This window comes from Streptococcus pluranimalium (assembly GCF_002953735.1).
In the GTDB taxonomy this organism is placed as follows: Bacteria; Bacillota; Bacilli; order Lactobacillales; family Streptococcaceae; genus Streptococcus; species Streptococcus pluranimalium.
In genome coordinates this window covers 258,998-278,708 of the sequence record NZ_CP025536.1, presented here as the reverse complement: position 1 = coordinate 278,708, position 19,711 = coordinate 258,998, and the positions used below count along the sequence as shown (strand labels likewise).

General features: G+C 39.2%; 21 protein-coding genes. 5 read left to right on the top strand and 16 right to left on the bottom strand.

Going from position 1 to position 19,711, the window contains the following annotated elements:
* The first annotated feature begins 195 nt into the window (after window positions 1-195).
* Window positions 196-1,425, top strand: a complete 1,230-nt coding sequence (gene pbp3 / locus C0J00_RS01445; RefSeq protein WP_104967227.1) for a D-alanyl-D-alanine carboxypeptidase PBP3 — start codon at window positions 196-198, stop codon at window positions 1,423-1,425.
* A gap of 191 nt (window positions 1,426-1,616) precedes the next feature.
* Here the strand turns inward: pbp3 and sufB are convergent, their stop codons facing one another.
* From sufB to C0J00_RS01385, 12 genes are all read right to left on the bottom strand, one after another.
* Window positions 1,617-3,026, bottom strand: coding sequence for a Fe-S cluster assembly protein SufB (gene sufB, locus C0J00_RS01440; protein WP_104967226.1), 1,410 nt, complete (start codon window positions 3,024-3,026; stop codon window positions 1,617-1,619).
* A 241-nt stretch (window positions 3,027-3,267) separates the two neighbouring features.
* The gene (sufU, locus tag C0J00_RS01435; RefSeq protein WP_104967225.1) at window positions 3,268-3,708 is read right to left on the bottom strand and encodes a Fe-S cluster assembly sulfur transfer protein SufU; all 441 of its coding nucleotides are present in this window, start codon (window positions 3,706-3,708) and stop codon (window positions 3,268-3,270) included.
* Window positions 3,686-4,921, bottom strand: a complete 1,236-nt coding sequence (locus tag C0J00_RS01430) for a cysteine desulfurase (RefSeq protein WP_104967224.1) — start codon at window positions 4,919-4,921, stop codon at window positions 3,686-3,688. Before C0J00_RS01430 ends, sufU begins: the two co-directional genes overlap by 23 nt.
* A gap of 27 nt (window positions 4,922-4,948) precedes the next feature.
* Complete coding sequence (gene sufD / locus C0J00_RS01425; protein WP_104967223.1) at window positions 4,949-6,211, bottom strand: Fe-S cluster assembly protein SufD; 1,263 nt, start codon at window positions 6,209-6,211, stop codon at window positions 4,949-4,951.
* A gap of 3 nt (window positions 6,212-6,214) precedes the next feature.
* A complete protein-coding gene (locus tag C0J00_RS01420) occupies window positions 6,215-6,730 on the bottom strand; it encodes a GNAT family N-acetyltransferase (RefSeq protein ID WP_104967222.1) in 516 nt (171 codons plus the stop codon).
* Window positions 6,731-6,742: 12 nt separating this feature from the next.
* Window positions 6,743-7,513: a Fe-S cluster assembly ATPase SufC gene (gene sufC / locus C0J00_RS01415; protein WP_104967221.1), complete on the bottom strand. Its 771-nt coding sequence runs from the start codon at window positions 7,511-7,513 to the stop codon at window positions 6,743-6,745.
* 107 nt (window positions 7,514-7,620) lie between these two features.
* Window positions 7,621-8,778, bottom strand: coding sequence for a glycosyltransferase family 4 protein (locus tag C0J00_RS01410; protein WP_104967220.1), 1,158 nt, complete (start codon window positions 8,776-8,778; stop codon window positions 7,621-7,623).
* A complete protein-coding gene (gene mecA, locus C0J00_RS01405) occupies window positions 8,779-9,537 on the bottom strand; it encodes an adaptor protein MecA (protein WP_104967219.1) in 759 nt (252 codons plus the stop codon). It lies immediately after the preceding gene.
* Between the two features lie 78 nt (window positions 9,538-9,615).
* Window positions 9,616-10,113 carry a phosphatase PAP2 family protein gene (locus C0J00_RS01400; protein ID WP_104967218.1) on the bottom strand — a complete coding sequence of 166 codons (498 nt, stop codon included), beginning with the start codon at window positions 10,111-10,113 and terminating at the stop codon, window positions 9,616-9,618.
* A complete protein-coding gene (locus C0J00_RS01395; protein WP_158667298.1) occupies window positions 10,114-10,671 on the bottom strand; it encodes a DUF1697 domain-containing protein in 558 nt (185 codons plus the stop codon). It abuts the gene before it with no gap.
* Between the two features lie 204 nt (window positions 10,672-10,875).
* Window positions 10,876-11,232, bottom strand: a complete 357-nt coding sequence (locus C0J00_RS01390; protein WP_104967216.1) for a DUF2200 domain-containing protein — start codon at window positions 11,230-11,232, stop codon at window positions 10,876-10,878.
* Between the two features lie 9 nt (window positions 11,233-11,241).
* Window positions 11,242-12,558 (bottom strand): FAD-containing oxidoreductase, encoded by a 1,317-nt coding sequence (locus C0J00_RS01385; protein ID WP_104967215.1) that lies wholly within the window; start codon window positions 12,556-12,558, stop codon window positions 11,242-11,244.
* Between the two features lie 206 nt (window positions 12,559-12,764).
* Between C0J00_RS01385 and C0J00_RS01380 the strand changes: the two genes are divergently transcribed.
* Window positions 12,765-13,268 carry a phosphatidylglycerophosphatase A family protein gene (locus tag C0J00_RS01380; protein WP_104967214.1) on the top strand — a complete coding sequence of 168 codons (504 nt, stop codon included), beginning with the start codon at window positions 12,765-12,767 and terminating at the stop codon, window positions 13,266-13,268.
* Window positions 13,269-13,426: 158 nt separating this feature from the next.
* On the top strand, window positions 13,427-14,911 hold the full coding sequence (locus C0J00_RS01375; RefSeq protein WP_104967213.1) for a DUF1846 domain-containing protein: 1,485 nt from the start codon (window positions 13,427-13,429) through the stop codon (window positions 14,909-14,911).
* A 186-nt stretch (window positions 14,912-15,097) separates the two neighbouring features.
* On the opposite strand, the gene C0J00_RS01370 is transcribed toward C0J00_RS01375, so the two are convergent.
* Window positions 15,098-17,437, bottom strand: a complete 2,340-nt coding sequence (locus C0J00_RS01370) for an endonuclease MutS2 (RefSeq protein WP_104967212.1) — start codon at window positions 17,435-17,437, stop codon at window positions 15,098-15,100.
* A 111-nt stretch (window positions 17,438-17,548) separates the two neighbouring features.
* Between C0J00_RS01370 and C0J00_RS01365 the strand changes: the two genes are divergently transcribed.
* Together C0J00_RS01365 and C0J00_RS01360 are read left to right on the top strand one after the other, a co-directional pair.
* Entirely contained in the window at window positions 17,549-17,857 is a 309-nt protein-coding gene (locus C0J00_RS01365; RefSeq protein WP_104967211.1) for a hypothetical protein, read from the top strand.
* Entirely contained in the window at window positions 17,854-18,402 is a 549-nt protein-coding gene (locus tag C0J00_RS01360) for a CvpA family protein (RefSeq protein WP_104967210.1), read from the top strand. Before C0J00_RS01365 ends, C0J00_RS01360 begins: the two co-directional genes overlap by 4 nt.
* A gap of 49 nt (window positions 18,403-18,451) precedes the next feature.
* Here the strand turns inward: C0J00_RS01360 and srtB are convergent, their stop codons facing one another.
* From srtB to C0J00_RS10425, 3 genes are all read right to left on the bottom strand, one after another.
* A complete protein-coding gene (gene srtB / locus C0J00_RS01355; RefSeq protein ID WP_104967209.1) occupies window positions 18,452-19,276 on the bottom strand; it encodes a class B sortase, LPKTxAVK-specific in 825 nt (274 codons plus the stop codon).
* Between the two features lie 66 nt (window positions 19,277-19,342).
* A complete protein-coding gene (locus C0J00_RS10695) occupies window positions 19,343-19,414 on the bottom strand; it encodes an LPKTxAVK-anchored surface protein (protein WP_407082285.1) in 72 nt (23 codons plus the stop codon).
* A gap of 56 nt (window positions 19,415-19,470) precedes the next feature.
* Complete coding sequence (locus tag C0J00_RS10425) at window positions 19,471-19,644, bottom strand: hypothetical protein (protein ID WP_158667297.1); 174 nt, start codon at window positions 19,642-19,644, stop codon at window positions 19,471-19,473.
* Between the last annotated feature and the right edge of the window lie 67 nt (window positions 19,645-19,711).

Genomic DNA, 19,711 nt, shown 5'->3' with positions numbered 1-19,711 from the left:
CTCTACGTTTTTTCTTTTTCCACAATCAATATGCAAATAATGATTTAGAAATATTTTATCACAAAAGTTCTTTTAAAAAAAGACTTTTTTTCAGAAAATTCCACATATTGAATTCGCTTACGTTTTCTTGTCTAAATTTTTTATCAATTTAAAATATGTTATAATGAAACATACCAAAACATTATAAGGATTATTATGAAAAAAATCATTGTTTTGTTCAGCTTGCTTATCTGCTTTGCACCTTCATTCGCCACCGCAGATGAGTTTAAGGCCAAGGCTGAACACGCTATCGCTGTCGAAGCCAATACAGGAAAAATTTTATATGAGAAGGATGCGACGACACCAGATGCTATCGCTTCTATTACCAAAATCTTGACGGTTTACATGGTCTATCAAGAAATTGACAAGGGGAATTTGACTTGGGATACTGAAATTGATATCTCAGACTATCCTTATCATTTAACCGTCAATCCTGAAGCTAGCAATGTACCTATGGAAGCTAGAAAATATACTGTTAGAGATTTGGTCAACGCTGCCATGGTTGCAAGTGCTAACAGCGCAGCTATTGCACTTGCTGAACACATCGGTGGCAGCGAACCAAAATTCGTCGACATGATGTCTCAACAATTAAAGGATTGGGGCATCAAAGACGCGAAACTCGTTAATGCCTCAGGTCTTAACAACGAGGTTTTGGGCGACAACATTTATCCTGATTCTAAAAAAACTGACGAAAATATGATGAGTGCCAAAGATGTGGCTATCATTGCACAGCATATCATTGAAGATTATCCTGACCTTATTAAGGTCAGCCAACAAGGTAGTGCTAATTTCGATGGTAACTTAATGACAACCTATAATTACATGTTAGAAGGAATGCCATACTATAGAGCTAGTGTTGATGGCTTAAAAACTGGAACAACCAAAAAAGCAGGAGCCTCTTTTGTAGCAACATCTACTGAAAATGGGATGCGGATTATTACGGTTGTTTTAAACGCAGATGATGCCGATAAGGATGAATTAGCTCGTTTTAAAGCAACTAATGAGATTTTAGATTATGTCCTTAGTAGTTATGAGAAAAAAACGATTTTGAAAAAGGGGCAAACAGTAGATGCTAGCACTGTTGCTGTCCGTGATGGTAAAAAGAAAACTGTCAAAGCTGTTGCAGCAAAGGATCTAACCGTCATCCGTCCCATCAACAAAAAATCCAATCTGGCTTTTAAACCAAGTCGAAAAAGTTTAACTGCACCTGTGAAAAAGAACACTGAGGTTGGTAACTTTACTTTCCAAGATAAAAATCTTGTCGGGAATGGTTATCTAGGTGACCTCCCAAGTGTTAGCGCCAAAACCAAAACAGCTGTTGAAAAGAGTTTCTTCCTAAAAGTTTGGTGGAATCATTTTGTCACCTATGTTAACGAAAAACTCTAAAAAGTATAAATACTTTTTCATCAGGAAAGTCATCATGGATCAAAAAATCGGCTAAAAAGTCAGATTTTAGGCGCTCTGATAACCATTAAACCATTCAAAAAAGCTTAGCCTCACCTTGCTATGAAACGGTGAGGCTAAGCTTTTTTGTTTTTTTAATTTTTATCCAGCTTCTTTTAAGTAACTATAGGTAATTATCCAACAGACCCTTCCATCTCATATGAAATCAGGCGGTTCAACTCAACTGCGTATTCCATCGGAAGTTCTTTAGTAAAGGGCTCGACAAATCCCATAACAATCATCTCAGTAGCTTCAGACTCCGACAAGCCACGGCTCATGAGGTAATAGAGTTGCTCTTCAGAGATTTTTGAAACTTTAGCTTCATGTTCTAAAGCGACTTGAGAATTATGAATTTCATTGAATGGGATGGTATCTGATTTTGAAATATCGTCCATCAAGATAGTATCACACTCGATGTGACTGACGGATTTTTTGGATTTTTTATTAAAGGTAACTTGTCCGCGATAGTTAACGGCTCCCCCGCTTTTGGCAATTGATTTTGAAACAATAGAAGATGATGTATGGGGAGCATTGTGAATCATTTTGGCACCTGTATCTTGGTGCTGACCTTTATTGGCAAAGGCTATCGAAAGCATGGTACCGCGCGCACCTTCCCCATCCAAATAAACAGATGGGTATTTCATGGTTGTTTTAGCACCTAGGTTACCATCAATCCACTCAACTGTCGCATTTTTAAGTGCCTTGGCACGTTTTGTAACCAAATTATAAACATTGTCCGACCAGTTTTGAATCGTCGTATAGCGTACATAAGCACCTTCAAGTGAGAAGATTTCTACGATAGCAGCATGAAGGCTGTTTGACGAATAAGTCGGTGCCGTACAACCTTCTACATAATGAACACTGGCTCCTTCATCAACAATAATCAAGGTACGTTCAAACTGTCCTGTATTTTCATTATTAATACGGAAGTAAGTTTGAAGAGGAATATCACATTTTACCCCTTTAGGGACATAGATGAATGTCCCACCTGACCATACTGCTGAGTTGAGAGCTGCCAATTTGTTGTCTGTTGGTGGTACTAATTTGGCAAAATATTGCTTGAAGAGGTCTGGATATTCTTTAAGCGCTGAATCCGTATCTGTAAAGATAATCCCCAGTTTTTCAAACTCTTCTTTCATGTTGTGGTAGACCACTTCTGACTCATACTGGGCAGAGGCTCCTGCTAGGTAGGCACGCTCAGCTTCTGGGATCCCAATACGCTCAAAGGTTTCTTTGATTTTTTCAGGGACATCATCCCAAGAACGAGCTGGTTTATCAGAAGGTTTTTGATAATAAATGATTTCCTCAAAATTAATATCTGATAAATCAGGCCCCCATTCTTGCATGGGCATTTTATTAAAGGTTTCTAGTGATTTGAGGCGGAAGTCCAACATCCATTCTGGCTCGCCTTTAGCGGCTGATAGTTCTCTAACCACTTCTTCACTGAGACCTTTCCCAGTTGACAAAATAGGCTCAACATCATCGTGGAAACCAAACTTATACTCACCTAAATCAATAGGTTTTGGTTCTACTTTTTCAGACATGATTTGTCCTTTCTATTCTTGCTACAAACGGTTATAAGAGTCATTCACTATAATAATATCAAACTCTTTTCGATAGTTGACTAATGATGATTAAGTAAGGCATTTAGTGATACAGCTTTTTATCACCTCTACATTTTACTAGACGCCACTTTTACTCTGTTTGCTAGACACTTTGAAAACGAAGACTCTGCAATGGCTATCCGGTAAGATCAGTGATTGTACCAAATCGTCTATCATCACCTTATGATATGTCGTCACTTCGCTCTATAGCTTTTCTAAGAGCATTCCAAGCTAGGGTTGCACATTTTACCCGTTGTGGGAATTGAGAGACTCCAGCCATAAAAGCAGCATCACCAAGTTTGCTTTGGTTAGCATTTTCTTGACCTTGAACCATTTCTGAAAACAGTTCTGCCAAGACTAAGGCTTCTGCACTTGTTTTTCCAATGACTGTATCAGTCATCATACTGGCTGAAGCTGTTGAAATAGCACAGCCATGACCTGAAAAGGCAATATCTTCAATAGTATCATCCTTTACGGCTAGCGTTAAAGAAATAACATCGCCACAGGTTGGGTTGTTGAGTTGAATAGCTTCTTGCCCCTCTAGTTGCCCAAAATGATGTGGACTTTTAGAATGTTCCGTGACTAAAGTCATGTAAAGGTTATTTAAACGTGAGAGTGCCATTGAAAAACTCCTTGGTTTTAGAAATTGCTTCAATCAATCGATCGCAGTCTTCATAGGTATTATAGGCATAAAAACTAGCTCTAAGAGCAGACGAAATACCGAGATAATTGATAAGCGGCTGAGCGCAGTGATGACCTGCTCGAACAGCAACACCTTCATAATCTAAAGCAGTCGCAACATCGTGAGGATGAAGACCCTCTATATTGAAGGAAATAAGCCCAATATGATTATTGGTATCTTGTGAGCCATAAACTGCGAGCCCTTCAATAGCTTGAAGTTTAGGCAGGGTATAAGCAACCAACTCTTGAACGTGAGAATGTATCGCTGGCATCTCTAGATGATTTAAGTAGTCAATTGCCGCTCCTAATCCGATAGCTCCGGCTATATTCGGGGTGCCGGCTTCAAACTTCCACGGTAATTCTGTCCAGGTTGCGCTTTGTTCATGGACAAAATCAATCATTTCGCCACCAAATTCCAAAGGGTCCATTAGATTTAGAAGTTCTTCTTTGCCATAAAGCACACCAATGCCGGTTGGTCCCATCATCTTATGGCCTGAAAAGACGTAAAAATCACAATCCAAATCCATAACATCAACTGGCATATGTGGTACTGCTTGCGCCCCATCGACAACCATATAGGCACCTACTTGGTGAGCCATTTGTGTTAATGTTTTGATAGGATTAAGGCATCCTAGAACATTAGACACATGAGCTAGACTGACAAATTTTGTTTTGGCTGATAATTTCTTCTGGAAATCCGCCACATCTAAAACACCATTTTTTAGATAAACGTAGACCAATTCAGCACCCGTTGCACGACAGGCTTCTTGCCATGGAACGATATTAGAGTGATGTTCCATAATAGAGATGAGTACTTGATCACCTGGCTGTAACATCGTTCGCGCAAAATGAGCAATCCAATTGAGCCCTGTCGTTGTCCCTCTAGTAAAGAGAACTTGACGTGGTGAGCTAGCATGGATAAAGTCTGCTACTTTCTGACGGCTCGCTTCATATGTTTGTGTCGCTCTTTCTGCTAATGTATGAACACCCCGGTGAACGTTAGCGTTGTCTTCATAATAATAAGCCATAATGGCATCCAAAACTGGCTGGGGTTTTTGACTGGTCGCAGCATTGTCCAAATAAACTAAAGGTTCATCATTTACTGTTTGGTTTAAAATAGGAAAATCCTGACGAATATTATTTGGATCAAACACTTGTTTACCTCTCAGTTATTTTTATAGCTAACGCTTATCTAACTTACTATCAAGAACACTAATCAATTCTTGACGGACGTCTTTACTTGGAATTTCTGTAATAACTGCCCCTAAGAAGCCTCGAATGACCAAGCGTTCCGCCGTTTTCTGATCAATACCACGACTCATGAGATAATACATATCTTCTGGATCAACTTGACCAATGGAAGCTGCGTGCCCCGCCGTTACTTCATTTTCATCAATTAACAAAATAGGATTAGCATCTGAGCGTGCCTTATCTGACAACATCAAGACACGACTTTCTTGCTGGGCGTCTGCGCCTTTAGCACCTTTAACAATATGACCAATACCATTAAAGGTTAAGGTCCCGCGTTCTAAAATAACCCCATGTTGTAAGATATGACCTACAGAATTATGACCATAATTGGTCACGCGCGTGTCAATCCCTTGAATCTGACGACCTGACGATGCTGCAACAACCTTGAGATTGGCATGACTGCCATTTCCAACAAGGTCCGAATCAAAATCACCAATGACATGACCTTCATTCATCACACCCATAGCCCAATCAACAGAACTATCATTGTCATGTTTGGCACGACGACTGATATAGGCGGTTACATTTTCACCCAAGCGATCAATAGCTGAATAAGACACTTGACTACCAACCCCTGCGATAATTTCGACAGAAATATTGGCACTTGTCTTTTTAGTTTGACCACCGATACTTTCAAAACGTTCGATGTAGCTAAACTTAGTGTTTTTTCCAGCAATAATCAATATATGCTTATTGAAAGGCACATCACTATCACTGTCTTGCAAGTAAATTCCTTCCAAAGGTGTCTCAATTTCCATGTTATCTGGAACATAGAGAACCGCAGTGCTGTTAAAATAAGCGTAGTTATAAGCAGCTAACTTATCTTCATCGTATCTAAGTGCCGTTCCAAAATAAGCTTCAACAACTTGGGGAATTTCTTCCAATGCAGACTGTAAATCTGTAAAGACTAGTCCTTTCTGCATTAATTCTGCTGGTAATTGTTCTAAGAGTGTTTGTGTTCCTACTTGGACAAGTTTTGGATTGTCACCTAAAGCGGTGAAATCAGGAACATTAGCTGTGGCATCGTTAACCGCAATCGTCCCATCTCCCAAATTCCAACGGTGAAAGCGAACACGCTCAATATTTGGCAAGGGGAGGGATTCTATCTTGTCAAAAGCAGCTAAACGACGCTCTTGTAACCAAATAGGCTCTGCTTTTTCTTGTGAGAAAGCTAAAATAGTTTCTTTCATCATTACTTATTTATCCTTTTTCAAATACTCTGCGAGAATAATAGTGTACTGTTTTTCCCGTGATTTTTCTCCTATTGGAACAAAGCCTTGCTTTTCCCAGAAAGCTTTAGCAGGACTATTAGTCGCTACATAGCCCAGTCTAATAGTTTTAAATTGTCGTGTCACATATTCCAACAATTCTACGATCAACTGACTACCGAGTCCCCTTCCTTGATAAGCTTCATCTAACATAAAGAGACCAATAAAAGCTTTCTCATCACTAGGATAGCCTTCAACCAAATCAAGGACAGCAATAAGTCGATCTCCATCGAAATAACCAACAAAATGCTTGTCTTCTCTTCTTTTCCCTGGAGGCAACTTTGTCATATCATCCAAAACGGAAGCTGCCGTCGGTGGGGGAGGACAATGTTCAAAATAATAAGGATTCGTCTCATAAAGTTTCAAAATCGCTGGTATATCTGCTTCGATTAAAGGACGTACCAAAAATCTTATGGAAAAATCATGGCTTTTTAGTAACACCATTGTTATGACCTCTTATACTTCTTCTGAGTAATCGTAGCCAAGTTCTTCCGCAATTTTTGCATAACCTTCTTTTTCCAAGCGCTCTGCTAGTTCAGGACCACCGGATAGCACGACACGACCTTCCATCATGACATGAACCACATCTGGTGTAATGTAATTAAGGAGACGTTGGTAATGGGTAATAATCATGGCACCAAATCCTTCACCACGCATTTCGTTAACCCCTTTTGACACGACTTTAAGGGCGTCAATGTCTAAACCAGAGTCAATTTCATCAAGAAGGGCAAACTTAGGTTCAAGCATGAGCAATTGTAAAATTTCATTGCGCTTTTTCTCTCCACCTGAGAAACCTTCATTGAGGTAACGCTCTGCCATTTCTTCTTTCATGCCAAGAAGTTCCATCTTTTGATCCAACTTAGTGATAAAATCTCGGACAGAGATTTTGTCCTCATCTTCTTTACCAGCGTTCATGGCTGCACGAATAAACTCTGCATTAGTAATACCTGGAATTTCAGATGGGTATTGCATAGCTAAAAAAAGACCAAGTTGTGCACGTTCATCCACTTCAAGTTCCAAGATATTCTCCCCATCAAAGAGAATTTCGCCTTCAGTTACTTCATAGTTGGGATTTCCCATGATGGCAGCAGAAAGCGTTGATTTTCCTGTTCCATTAGGTCCCATGATGGCAGCAATTTCTCCTGTTTTCAAGGTTAAATTAAGCCCTTTTAAGATTTCTTTATCTTCGATAGAGACGTGAAGATTCTTTATTTCAAGTACAGACATGACTACTCCTTTTCCTATTTCTAAGGTTCTCAACTTTTATGGTTAAGGTATTTTTTAATCTTCATTAATTGTAACAAAAAAAGCCACTAAAGGGCTTTCTAAATGATTTATTTTTTTCTATCATTCCATTTTTGCAAACAGGCTTGACGATAATCACTATTTCCAATGAATTTTAGGCTATTAAAGAGTGGTGTCCGATTTTCACCCCATATTTCCAAACTTTCAATCAGAACTTCTAAGGCAAATAAAACACCAACCATTAGCAGAATGCCCCCTAAGCGACTAGAAATATTCAACAGTAAAGCAATCAGTGAGAATAAGATAGCAATACCATAAACCACCAATACAGCTCCACGGTGTGTAAAGCCCATAGCTAATAGACGATGATGAAGATGCATTTTATCAGCCTCTGAAATCTTTCGACCTGATAACTTTCGACGCACAATTGCGACTGCTGTATCAACGATAGGTACCCCCAAAATAATAACAGGTGTGACAACAGCGACTGCTGTCGAATTTTTCAGTCCTTGTAAGGAAAGAACACCTATCATAAATCCGATAAAGAGGGCTCCCGTATCTCCCCCATAAATAATGGCTGGATGGTAATTGTAAGGAAAGAATCCCAATATAGCCGCAATTAAAAGGAAAATAGTCATGGTTAAAAACAAGTCAACTTGCGGTAAAAAAAAGTAAGAAACCATTCCCATCGTGGCTAAGGAAATCATGGAAACTCCTGCTACTAACCCATCTAATCCATCAATTAGATTAATCGCATTGGTAATGGAAACAATCCAAATAATGGTTAACACAAAGGTTACGATAGGACCAAATTCAATCATTGGTCCACCGAAAGGAATTTTGAAACTATCAAACCGAAAATCCGTGCAGGCCCATATAATCACTGCTCCGCCAATAATACCTAACATTTTTTTCTTAGCTGAAATTTCAAAAATATCGTCTAAATAGCCGGTTATTATAACAAGAGTAGCCCCTACCAACACAGGCAATATATAATCCAAATAGGGGATATCCATATCAATATTCCTAGTGATATTAGGAAAAATCCCCACTGCGATGAGAAAAAAGGAGCAAAAAACGGCTAAACCACCTGCACTAGGCATAGGCGTCTTATTAATACGACGAGCATTTGGTTTATCGACAGCTCCAACACGAAAAGACAAAAAGCGAACGATCGGAGTTAGGATTAGAGAAAGGAGAAAGGCAGCAATCAAGGATAAGACGAATGACAATTCAAATGGTAACATTTAGACCACCTTGATACCTTCTAAATCAGCCACCGCATAGCCTTCAAGCAAACGGACGCCATGCTCTTGCAGATAGGCTCTTGTTTTTTGACCACCACGACTGTGCTCCAACAAGCGAGCGTGAACCAAGTCGGCATAATAAGCGGGCTTATTTTCTAGACTGACCAAGATAGTAATATAGTAACTGCCGTTGAATTTATACAGTTCTGATGCTTCTATATCAAAGTCAATCGCTTTTGAAAAAGCAACAGCATCTTTCAGCATGGGAAACTGTAACACATAGTGCGTATAACTGTCTTGTTCAGCATTATCTTCATTAGGTTCATGTACTGAGTCTGCTTCTGATGTTTGCTCTGTCATCGCAGATTCCACGATTTCTTCCATTTGTTTTAACTTCTCGTGAGCTTCTGTATCACCCTTCTCCAACATCGATTTTTCTAATGTCTTAAAGAATTCATCCGGAGACATTTGAGAGACATCCCCCAAGGCTGCTAAATCATCAAAGTTTAAATCCTTATCAATTTCAGACTTGGTTACAAAAACATCTAATCGATCTTTCTTAGGTGTCACTCGAAAACTCAACATGCCACTATTTTTGAAGTTATCTGGTAAGTCAAGTTCGTCCATCACGGAATAAAAAAATTCTTCTGTTTTTTCTTGAGGAATAAGGAAATCTTTTAATTCCATCCCTCTTTCTTCCAAATCTTCCATACTAATCGTTATTTTTAGCGTTGTTTCGCTAATTTGTTTCATTTCCATTTCATCGGTACCTCATACGTGTATTACTCCCTATTATACTAGAATCGCAGGTCTTTTTCAATTTTATAACTAGCCTCACTAGCACAGGAAGAGAACAAGGCCGCAGAAGATCCCTATCAGATACCCAGCAATAACATCTTTAGGATAATGAACCCCACCTAGTACACGACAAACCGCCAAACCTAAACTCACAATCAATAACAAAGTCCCTGTCCAGACAAACTGAGAGAGAAAGCACATGCTAATCATCGTTGCTGAAAAAACATGACGACTGGGGAAAGACTCTCCTTTGCCCTTGCGTGACATCATCGGAACAACATCCCAGGTTTCATAGGGTCTTGGCTGGTTGAGCAACTTACGGAAAAGTGATACTCCCAAAAAAGCTAAACCAGACACAAAGAAAATTTTCCAGAAATCTCGACGGTTTTCCTGAAAAAGAAAGATTAAAAGTATTGGAAACAACAGATACATTAATTTGGTTACTAACCAATTGTATCCTAAGATGGCTAAAGTCAATCTCGGGTATTTGTCTAGGGTTTTCAGTATTTTCCCATAAAAGACATCATAATTTTTCACTCAGCTACCAAACCTTTCCTCATAATCACGCGCCAAACTTACCAACTTAAAGAAAGTGTTGCCATTTCTGACCGTTGTCATAGCATAAACATCAGCTTTTGCTGCCAATTTACCATAAGTTGTTTTTGAAAAATCCTTCTTAGGACATGTCCAAAAAAGCACGTGTTCTACTGCTACTAACTGCTCAATATCTGACTTGATATCAGGCATGCGCTTGATAATATCTTGAGCCTTCCAAGGTGCAATTGAAAAAATAGCATTATGCTTGCTATCAGATGTCTTGTTAAACCACCCCGGGGCTTGCTCTGCCATAGCAAACACTTCTTCGGCTGATATAATTTGACAAGCTATCTCCAAACCAAATTGCTTTCTGATCAAATCTTGACAAAACTCTTGAAGTTTTTCTTCAGAACTCCGAAAAATGATATTTCCCGAATTGATATAAGTTTTAACATCACAGCAGCCAGCATCTTCCATAACAGACTTTAATTCAGTCATAGACAGTCGATTTTTTCCACCAACATTGACACCTCTCAATAAGCAAATATAGGTTTTCATATGACCTCTGCCTTTCACTTTTCTTCTATTTTACCACATGAGCTTAGACTTACCTTTCATCAAAAAAATTACCCCTCAGACGGAGTAATTTCTATTCGTTATATACCTAAAACAAGCCAATCTGATTGAAACTAGTGTCGTCACTGCAGCTGACCTAATACTCCTTATTGACTTGAGAGCATTAATAGCAAGCGCCACAAACTACTAAGACTCGTACTTGGCCAAAACTTGCTGGACCGTTTTCCCTTTTGCAAGCCAGTCAACCAACTTGTCTAAACGTCGAATCTCCTGCATAAGTGGATCTTCCAGTGCTTCAATCTGAACACCACAGATTTTACCTGTGATATTAAGCCTTTCAGGATGATAGTGAGGTGCTTTTTGGAAAAATTCGCCGTAGGTCAAATCACTATTCATAAAATCACATAGCTGCGCAGTCGAATAGCCAGTCAACCAGGCAGCGACCACATCCACATCATCCCTAGTTTGGCCTTTACGCTCAACCTTTGCAATCAATGCCCCATAGACACTGGCAAAACTCATCTCATAAATACGGTGTCCCATAAATCAACCTCAAAAGTTAAAGACATCATTCAAGTTTTCAGCCATAGTTGGATGCGTAAAGACTTGGTTTTTAATATAAGTATAAGGCACTTTGTTATCCATAGCCAGCTTAATCAAGTTGATGATTTCTTCTGAGTTTGTTCCAAAGAGGGTAGCGCCTAGGATTTCATTAGTCTCAGTATTAACTACCACCTTGTAAAGACCGCGAAGGTCATTATTAACATGACCGCGAGGCATACCAGCTACCGGAAGACTGTTTGCTTTGTAAGGAAGACCTGATTCTTTAGCTTGGGCTTCTGTCATCCCTACCTGAGCCAAAGCTGGTTTAATGAAAAGAGTGTTTGGTACGTTGATACGGTCACTACGTTTATAATCACTGTTACCAGTCAATTGTCCAAAAACGATTCGGAAATCATCAAGTGATGTGTAGGTAAATTGAAGCCCTCCGTTAACATCGCCGACAGCATAGACACCAGGAACACTTGATTCTAGGTAATCATTAACTTCAATAGCACCACGGTCTGTAACTTTTATATCTGTGTTTTCAAGACCAAGGTCTTCAGTCGCTGGTTTACGTCCAAGAGCATATAAGACAACATCATAGCGATCACTTTGCCCATCTGCTGTGATAACAACTGCTTCACCATCATTAGCCAAGGATTCTACAGAAGCACCAAGGCGGAATGATACCCCATCTTCTTCCATGTACTCTTGAGCTAATTCTGCAGCTTCTGGTTCATAACGTCCTAAAATCTTAGGAGAATTTTCATAAACCACTACTTGACTACCTAAGTTTGCATAAAGATTAGCGAACTCAAGTCCGATATTTCCGCCGCCGATAACAGCCATTTTTTCAGGTGTTTTCTCAAGATTTTGGATACCTGTGCTGTCAACGACATTCTTACTGTCTAGAAGGCCTGGAATTGGAAAGGCATTTGAAACCGCTCCTGTGTTGATGACAATAGTTTCAGCTGTGAGTGTGTCCCTATCGCTTCCTTGCTCAATTTCAATGGTTTTATTACCTGTAAAGTATGCGCGGGCATCATAGAGATCGACACCAGCACCAGTCAAAACATTTTTGTTTTTGCCATTCAAACGGCTAACAACAGTCTCTTTAAGCTCCATAATTTCTTGGAAAGACAACCCCTCTTCAGCAGCATGAATCAATGTTTTCGTAGGAATACAGCCGATATTGATACATGTTCCACCATACATCTTTTTATCTTTCTCAATTAAGGCAACTTTTTTACCCAAACTTGCCATTTTACCAGCTAAGGTTTTACCGGCTTTCCCAAATCCAATAATGATTAAATCATATACTAACATTTTATACATCCTTCCTTGCTATCCTTTGATATCTTAAGAATAACACTTTCATCATGCATTGTCAGAATTTGGCTATGGGAGGTCAATAGCAAACTTTATCTCATTTGTAACCTTAATCATTGACATTTCTGATAATTTTCATTTACTATGAATATATCGAAAGCTTTTTACCATCGATCACAAGAGACTGAAAGAAGGAACTTTAGATGAAAACTAATCAACAATTAAACGAGAAGGCTTGCGCTTTATTAGAAGAACGTGGCGTTACCATCAAGGAAATAGCTGACCTTGTCTTACATCTTCAAACACCCTATATCCCTCATCTTAGCTTGGAAGAGGCCACCGAGAGTGTCCATGCTGTCTTGCGCAAACGAGAAGTAGAAAATGCTATCATCACAGGCGTGGAATTAGACAAGTTAGCCGAACAAAACAAACTCTCTCAACCGCTCAATGATATCCTCACTAATGATGAAGGCCTGTACGGTATTGATGAAATTTTAGGACTAGCGATTGTTAATCTTTACGGTTCGATTGGCTTTACTAACTATGGCTATCTTGATAAAGTCAAACCTGGGGTCATCAAAAGATTAGATAGTAAGCCTGGAAACCAATGCCATACCTTCTTAGACGATATTGTCAGTGCTATTGCCGCTGCTGCAGCTAGTCGGATTGCTCATAATGATCCTAAAAAGAGCAACATTACCAACTAATTAGCAGTAACGATTAAAATACTCTTCTTATAGTCTACCGTGAAATAAGAAATTATTTTACCAGAAGTTATAGTAAGATTCTTTTTTTAACTATTTTTTCCTATTAAGACTTATTTTTTGTTATAATATTTTTTTAAAAAGAGAAAGGTCAGGAATATATGAAGACACAAGCTTTTGATTCAGAAAAATATTTGAATCTGCAACGCGACCATATTATCGAACGTATCAACCAATTTGACGGTAAGCTCTATCTAGAATTCGGTGGCAAAATGTTAGAAGATTTCCACGCCGCACGCGTTCTTCCAGGTTACGAGCCAGATAATAAAATCAAATTGCTACAAGAACTCAAAGAACAGGTTGAAATTGTCATTGCTATCAATGCCAATAATATCGAACATTCAAAAGCACGCGGTGATCTTGGTATTTCCTATGATCAAGAAGTCTTCCGTCTTATTGATACCTTCAAAGATCTCAATATCTATGTTGGATCAGTTGTGGTTACTCAATATACTGGACAAGCAGCTGCAGATAACTTTCGTAAGGAGCTTGAAAAGCACGGTATCGCTTCTTACCTCCATTATCCAATCAAGGGTTATCCAACCGATATGGATCACATCATTTCCCCAGACGGCATGGGCAAAAATGATTATATCAAAACCAGTCGTAACCTCGTTGTTGTAACAGCTCCTGGTCCTGGTTCTGGTAAACTAGCAACCTGTATGTCCAATCTCTACCACGATCAAATCAGTGGTGTTACCTCAGGTTATGCTAAATTTGAAACCTTCCCAGTATGGAATCTTCCATTACACCACCCCGTCAACTTAGCATACGAGGCAGCAACTGCTGACCTAGATGATGTTAATATGATTGATCCCTTCCATTTGGAAACATACGGTAAAACAACCGTTAACTACAACCGTGACATCGAGATTTTCCCTGTCCTCAAGCGCATGCTAGAGCGTATCCTTGGTGAGTCGCCATACGCGTCACCTACCGATATGGGCGTTAACATGGTTGGTTTCTCTATCATTGATGAAGAAGCTGCTATTGAGGCTTCTAAGCAGGAAATCATCCGCCGATATTACCAAACAGTTGTTGAAGCTAAGGCTGAACGCGTCCCAGCAACAGCTGTTCAGAAAATTGAGCTGCTCATGAATGACATCAACGTCAGTCCTAACGACCGTCAAGTTGTTCTCGCTGCAAAGGAAAAAGCAGAACAGACCAAAGATGCTGCTTTAGCTTTGGAGTTGCCGACAGGCGATATCGTAACTGGTAAGACTTCTGAACTCTTCGGCCCATCTGCCGCCGTTATCATTAATGCTATCAAAAAATTAGCAGGTATCGATAAGGATACTCACCTTATTGGAGCCGATTATGTCAAACCAATCCAAAACTTAAAAATCAGCCACTTAGGTAGCAAAAACCCGCGTCTGCATTCAAGTGAAATTTTGATTGCTCTGGCTATCACAGCGATGGAAAATGCCGATGCTAAAAAGGCTATGGAACAATTAGGAAATCTAAAAGGTAGCGAAGTGCATTCTACTGTAATACTCCCTGAAGAAGATAAGAATGTTTTCCGTAAACTGGGGATCAATGTTACCTTTGATCCTATTTACTCACAAAATAAACTCTATCGTAAATAAGAAAAATGACTTGAACTGATGTTCAAGTCATTTTTTAGCACTTCCAGCAAAGCCTAGTTTTTAGACCACTCATCGTTAATTCTTTTCCAAATACAGTCAGTATTCTTAATAGACTGCCCCGATTATAGGAAAACTATCTCTTGTATCAAAGTATCTCACTTGGAATGTAGCTTTTAAATCTATCCATTATCCCAAATTAGCAATGGTACAACCTGAACCACCAGCGTTTTGTGGGGCATAGCCAAAACTTTTGACGTGTTTATTCTTACGGAGGTATTTGGTCACCGCTTCTCGAATGACCCCTGTTCCGATACCGTGGATAATATCCACTTGAGCCATATTATTAAGCAAAGCTTGGTCGATAAAATCATCCAACTCCTTCATAGCTTCTTCGTAACGCTTGCCTCGTAAATCTAGACGAGCCCGTGGTCCACTACCAGATGTCTTAGCTTTTTTGACCACTGATACTTGTTTTTTCTTAGGTTTTTGAGCTTCTTCTTGAACTTTGACCAGATTAAACTCATCTTCTTTAAGCGTCATCTTAATCAAACCAACCTGAGCTTCCCAAGTCTTATCTTTAACTTGTCGCGTCAGCGTTCCACGTTGACCATAAGCCGTCACCACGATATCATCACCGATACGTGGGGCTCGGAGTTTTTTGGCTTTTTTAAGAACCTTATTTTTGGATAAGTCAACTTGCGGTGCTAATTTTTTCAATTCGGCCTTAGCTTCAATGATTTCATGTGGTTTTAATTCAGCTTTGGCATGGAGATTTTTCAAAATCTCTTCGCTTTCTTGCAAAGCTAGATCAACTAATTCACGCGCTTCTTGATGGGCTTTTTCCACTTCCCGGTCACGTTCATGTGAGAAATCATTGTAGAGCTTCTTAACAGCTCGGTTAAACTTGAGGTTTTCTTGCTCAACCTCTTTGATATGATCCAGGCGTTTTCTGGTTTCGAGGGTTTGAGCTTCTAATTCTGCAATAATACGATTAACATCACCGTCGGTATCAGTCATATTCTCGGCATCCGAGACAATTACTTCTGACAAGCCAAGCCTGCGGGCAATCTCAAAGGCATTGGATCTTCCCGGAACCCCCTGCATGAAACGATAGGTAGGGCTGAGTGTCGCTGTATCAAACTCCATGCTGGCATTTTCCACATACTTAGTTTCAATCCCGTAAGCCTTGAGTTCTGGATAGTGGGTCGTTGCCATTGTCTTAATTTGACTGAGGCGTAGATGTTCCAAAATAGCCATAGCAAGACTAGCACCTTCTTGCGGGTCAGTACCTGCTCCCAATTCATCAAAAAGGACTAGTGACTCTTGGTCTGCCGCTGCCAAAATCTCCACAATATGGGTCATATGACTAGAAAAAGTTGACAAACTCTGTTCAATAGACTGCTCATCACCGATATCAGCAAAAATTTGAGTAAATACTGTCACTTTTGATCCCTTATCAGCCATGATTGGCAAGCCAGACTGAGCCATCAGTTGGGCAAGACCCAAGGTCTTCAGCATGATAGTCTTACCACCCGTATTGGGACCAGTAATGACAATAGCCGATAACTGTTTGGTAAAGTGCAAATCATTGGCAACTGGATCTTTAAGCAAGGGATGAAAAACATTAATTAAATTAATACTCTTATCACTAGAAATATCAGGCACATTAGCCTTTTTCTCACGCATAAAAAGATATTTGGCACGAACAAAATCCAAATGTCCTAAAATCCAAGCATTATTACGGATAACATCTGCATGTGGGCGAAGCATTTCTGACATTTCATGGAGAATTCTGGCCATCTCATGACGTTCATCTGCCTGTAACTGGGTAATCTCTTCATTAATAGCAACCACAGCACGTGGCTCAATATAAACCGTATTTCCTGAGCTTGATATATCGTGAACTACTCCTGAAACCCGGTTACGGTGGGTATTTTTAACCGGGAGAACACTGCGCCCATTACGACTAGCAATCAAACTTTCTGATAGATAGTCAGCTTGTTTTTTCAAAACATCTTGCAAAACTTGGCGCACTTGCGCTTCACTAGCTGTTATTTGACGTCGAATCTTTTCCAATTCTGGACTAGCAAAGTTTTCTAAAAAGCCACCATCGTTAACCGACTGCAAACTGCCTTGTAATTGTGGCAGTCCAACCAAATTCTCAAAAAGACGCTTAAGAGCAATCAGCTCTACATTTTCCAAATCTTGGTAAAAACGCCCCATATCAGCTGTAACTGCCAAGACTTTTTTAATGGCAATCAGTTCAGTAATATTTAGGTCAGCTGCTAACTCCAGACGGCGAATGCTTTCGGAAATAGAGGTCAAACTACCCAAAGCAAAGCCATGATTTTCCACAAAGATGGCTGCCATTTCCTCAATTTCTGTGAATTGTTCTTTAATCTTATCCACCTTAACTAGTGGAACCAAGCTCTTTAATTCAGTTAGCCCTTGTTCTGTTTGAAGGTAGGGGGCAAATAAGTCCCTGACTTTTTCAAATTCTAACTGTTCTAAAATTCTAGTATTCATAGGCTATATTATAGCATAATTCTGATTTCTCATACGCTAGAAAGCCATTAAATAAAAGCTAAAGGTGTTCCTAAAAAGTCCTTTATGCTATAATGTTTGAGAGGTATTTTCATGACAAAAAAGAATCGTTATAAATTTGTTTTTGGGGATCGTCCCTTAACGTTAACAACTGATAAAGATAATCTCTTCATGGAAGAAGTGGAGCGTGTAGCTAAAGAAAAATACGAGGCTATTCGTGAAAAACTCCCTGAAGCAGATAATGAAACCTTGGCTATTTTGCTAGCCATCAATGCTCTTTCAACACAGCTCAGTCGCGAAATAGCGATTGAAGATATGGAGAATGAGTTACTTGATCTGAGAGCACGTTTTCTTGATGAAAAGACAGCTGAGTTTACAAACGAAACAGAGGTAGATTTATGATAACACTCCTCTTGCTCATTATTCTTGCCTGGAGTTTCTATATCGGCTTTTCAAGAGGCATTTTTCTCCAAGGTTTTTATACCATCGGCAGCTTAGTCTCTCTAGCTATTGCCAAAGTTTATTACAAAGCGTTAGCCGAGCAGCTTTATATTTGGGTGCCTTATGCTAATCCAACCGAAGGTTCACACATCTATTTTTTCAAAGATGTCGACCTCTTTTCGCATGACTTAGTCTTCTATGCTGGAGTGGCTTTTCTAGCTGTCTATACACTCGCCTATACTGCTATTCGACTACTGGGAGTACTCATCCATCTTGCACCACTTGAACGTTTCGATTCAATACTCAACAATACCATTGCAGGAGTCTTATCTTGCCTTGTGGTTTGTTTTAGTTTTAGTATGGTATTTACCATTCTTGCAACCATTCCCTTTGAGAATATCCAACAAACCTTATCTGGAAATGGTCTAATTCGTTTCTTTATCGAGGATTTCCCTTTCTTTTCTTCTTATTTGGAAAGTCTATGGATCACTCAAATTCTTCGCTAAAAACACTATACAAAAACACCTTCCTTGAAAGGTGTTTTTTGTATACTGACTAACGTGTTGGTTTGTAAGCTAGTTCACTAGCATGCTTATCTAAGAAGCTTCCTAGCTCAGCTTCTGGAATTTCTCTTAGGTAAAGATTAGAACGAATCGTTTCATCGTCTTCACGACAAGTTGATAAAACGAGATATTTATCATTCTCATCAATTTTAATTTTTTTATTCTTAGTATGAGCGCTTTTAGCAACTTCTTTTAATTGATTTTTAAATTCTTGCTTGCTGTCAAATGAAGTTTTGTAGAAAGCAGTCGTCTCAGGAACAATAATCAAAAAAGCTGCTTCATAATAATGTTTTCTATCAGGTGTTTCAACCACTACATACGGATGCTTATCAAAGAATTTCTGATCATCATAATAGTTAACATCATTAAACATACGGTGATCTGCGACTTTTGATCCACGTGCATGCCCAAATAACCAAGTCAGTTGATCATTGAAAGTTTTATCATTTTCATAATCCATAAAGACTGTACCTAGGTAGGGTTCATTGCCACCTTCAAATGTTTTATCCAAATAAGTAGCATTATCTGTCGTTTGAACAATTGGCTCATCAAGCTTGGTTCCTGGAGCATAAACATAGCCAATAGTCTCTGGATTAGTACCTGATAAATTATCAAATTTTTCTTTGAGATAAGCTTTTTCTTCATCAGAAACTTTATAGGAACCCTTCTTAGTAACCTGCGAACTCCTTGTTTGTTCAGAAGAACCAGTCGTTTTCGAAGACTGTTTGTCAGAGCCACAAGAGACAAGTGTCAAAATAGCTAACAAGCTAAGAAAAATGATCGAAAAGTGTTTCAGTGACTGTGATATTTTCAACATGATTTTACCTCTACTTAAAAAAATCTGGGTAAGCCAGCCTTTTTTTACAATTCTAATGAAACTAGATTATTTAACAGCACTAGTTTTTGGAAGAGCTTTTGAAGCTTCTTTAGTTGCTGCTTCAGTCGATGTTGCCACTGCTGGACGTTCAACAACGATTCCATCTTCAAGTTTTACAGTATAAACGTCACCTTTTACAGGCTCTTCACCAGTCCACTCAGAGTTTTGAGCTTCATAATAACTTCTGTAGCATTTCCGTTTTCATCAACATACTCTGCTTTAAGCTCGTAGTTGTCGTCAGCAAATACAGGTGCTACCGCTACAAACAATGTTACTGCTGCCATAAGTGATACGATTGATTTTTTCATAATCAATAATCTCCTTTAAAAATAACGCTGTTTCCTATTAGACATTTTTAATATTAGCGCATTTTAT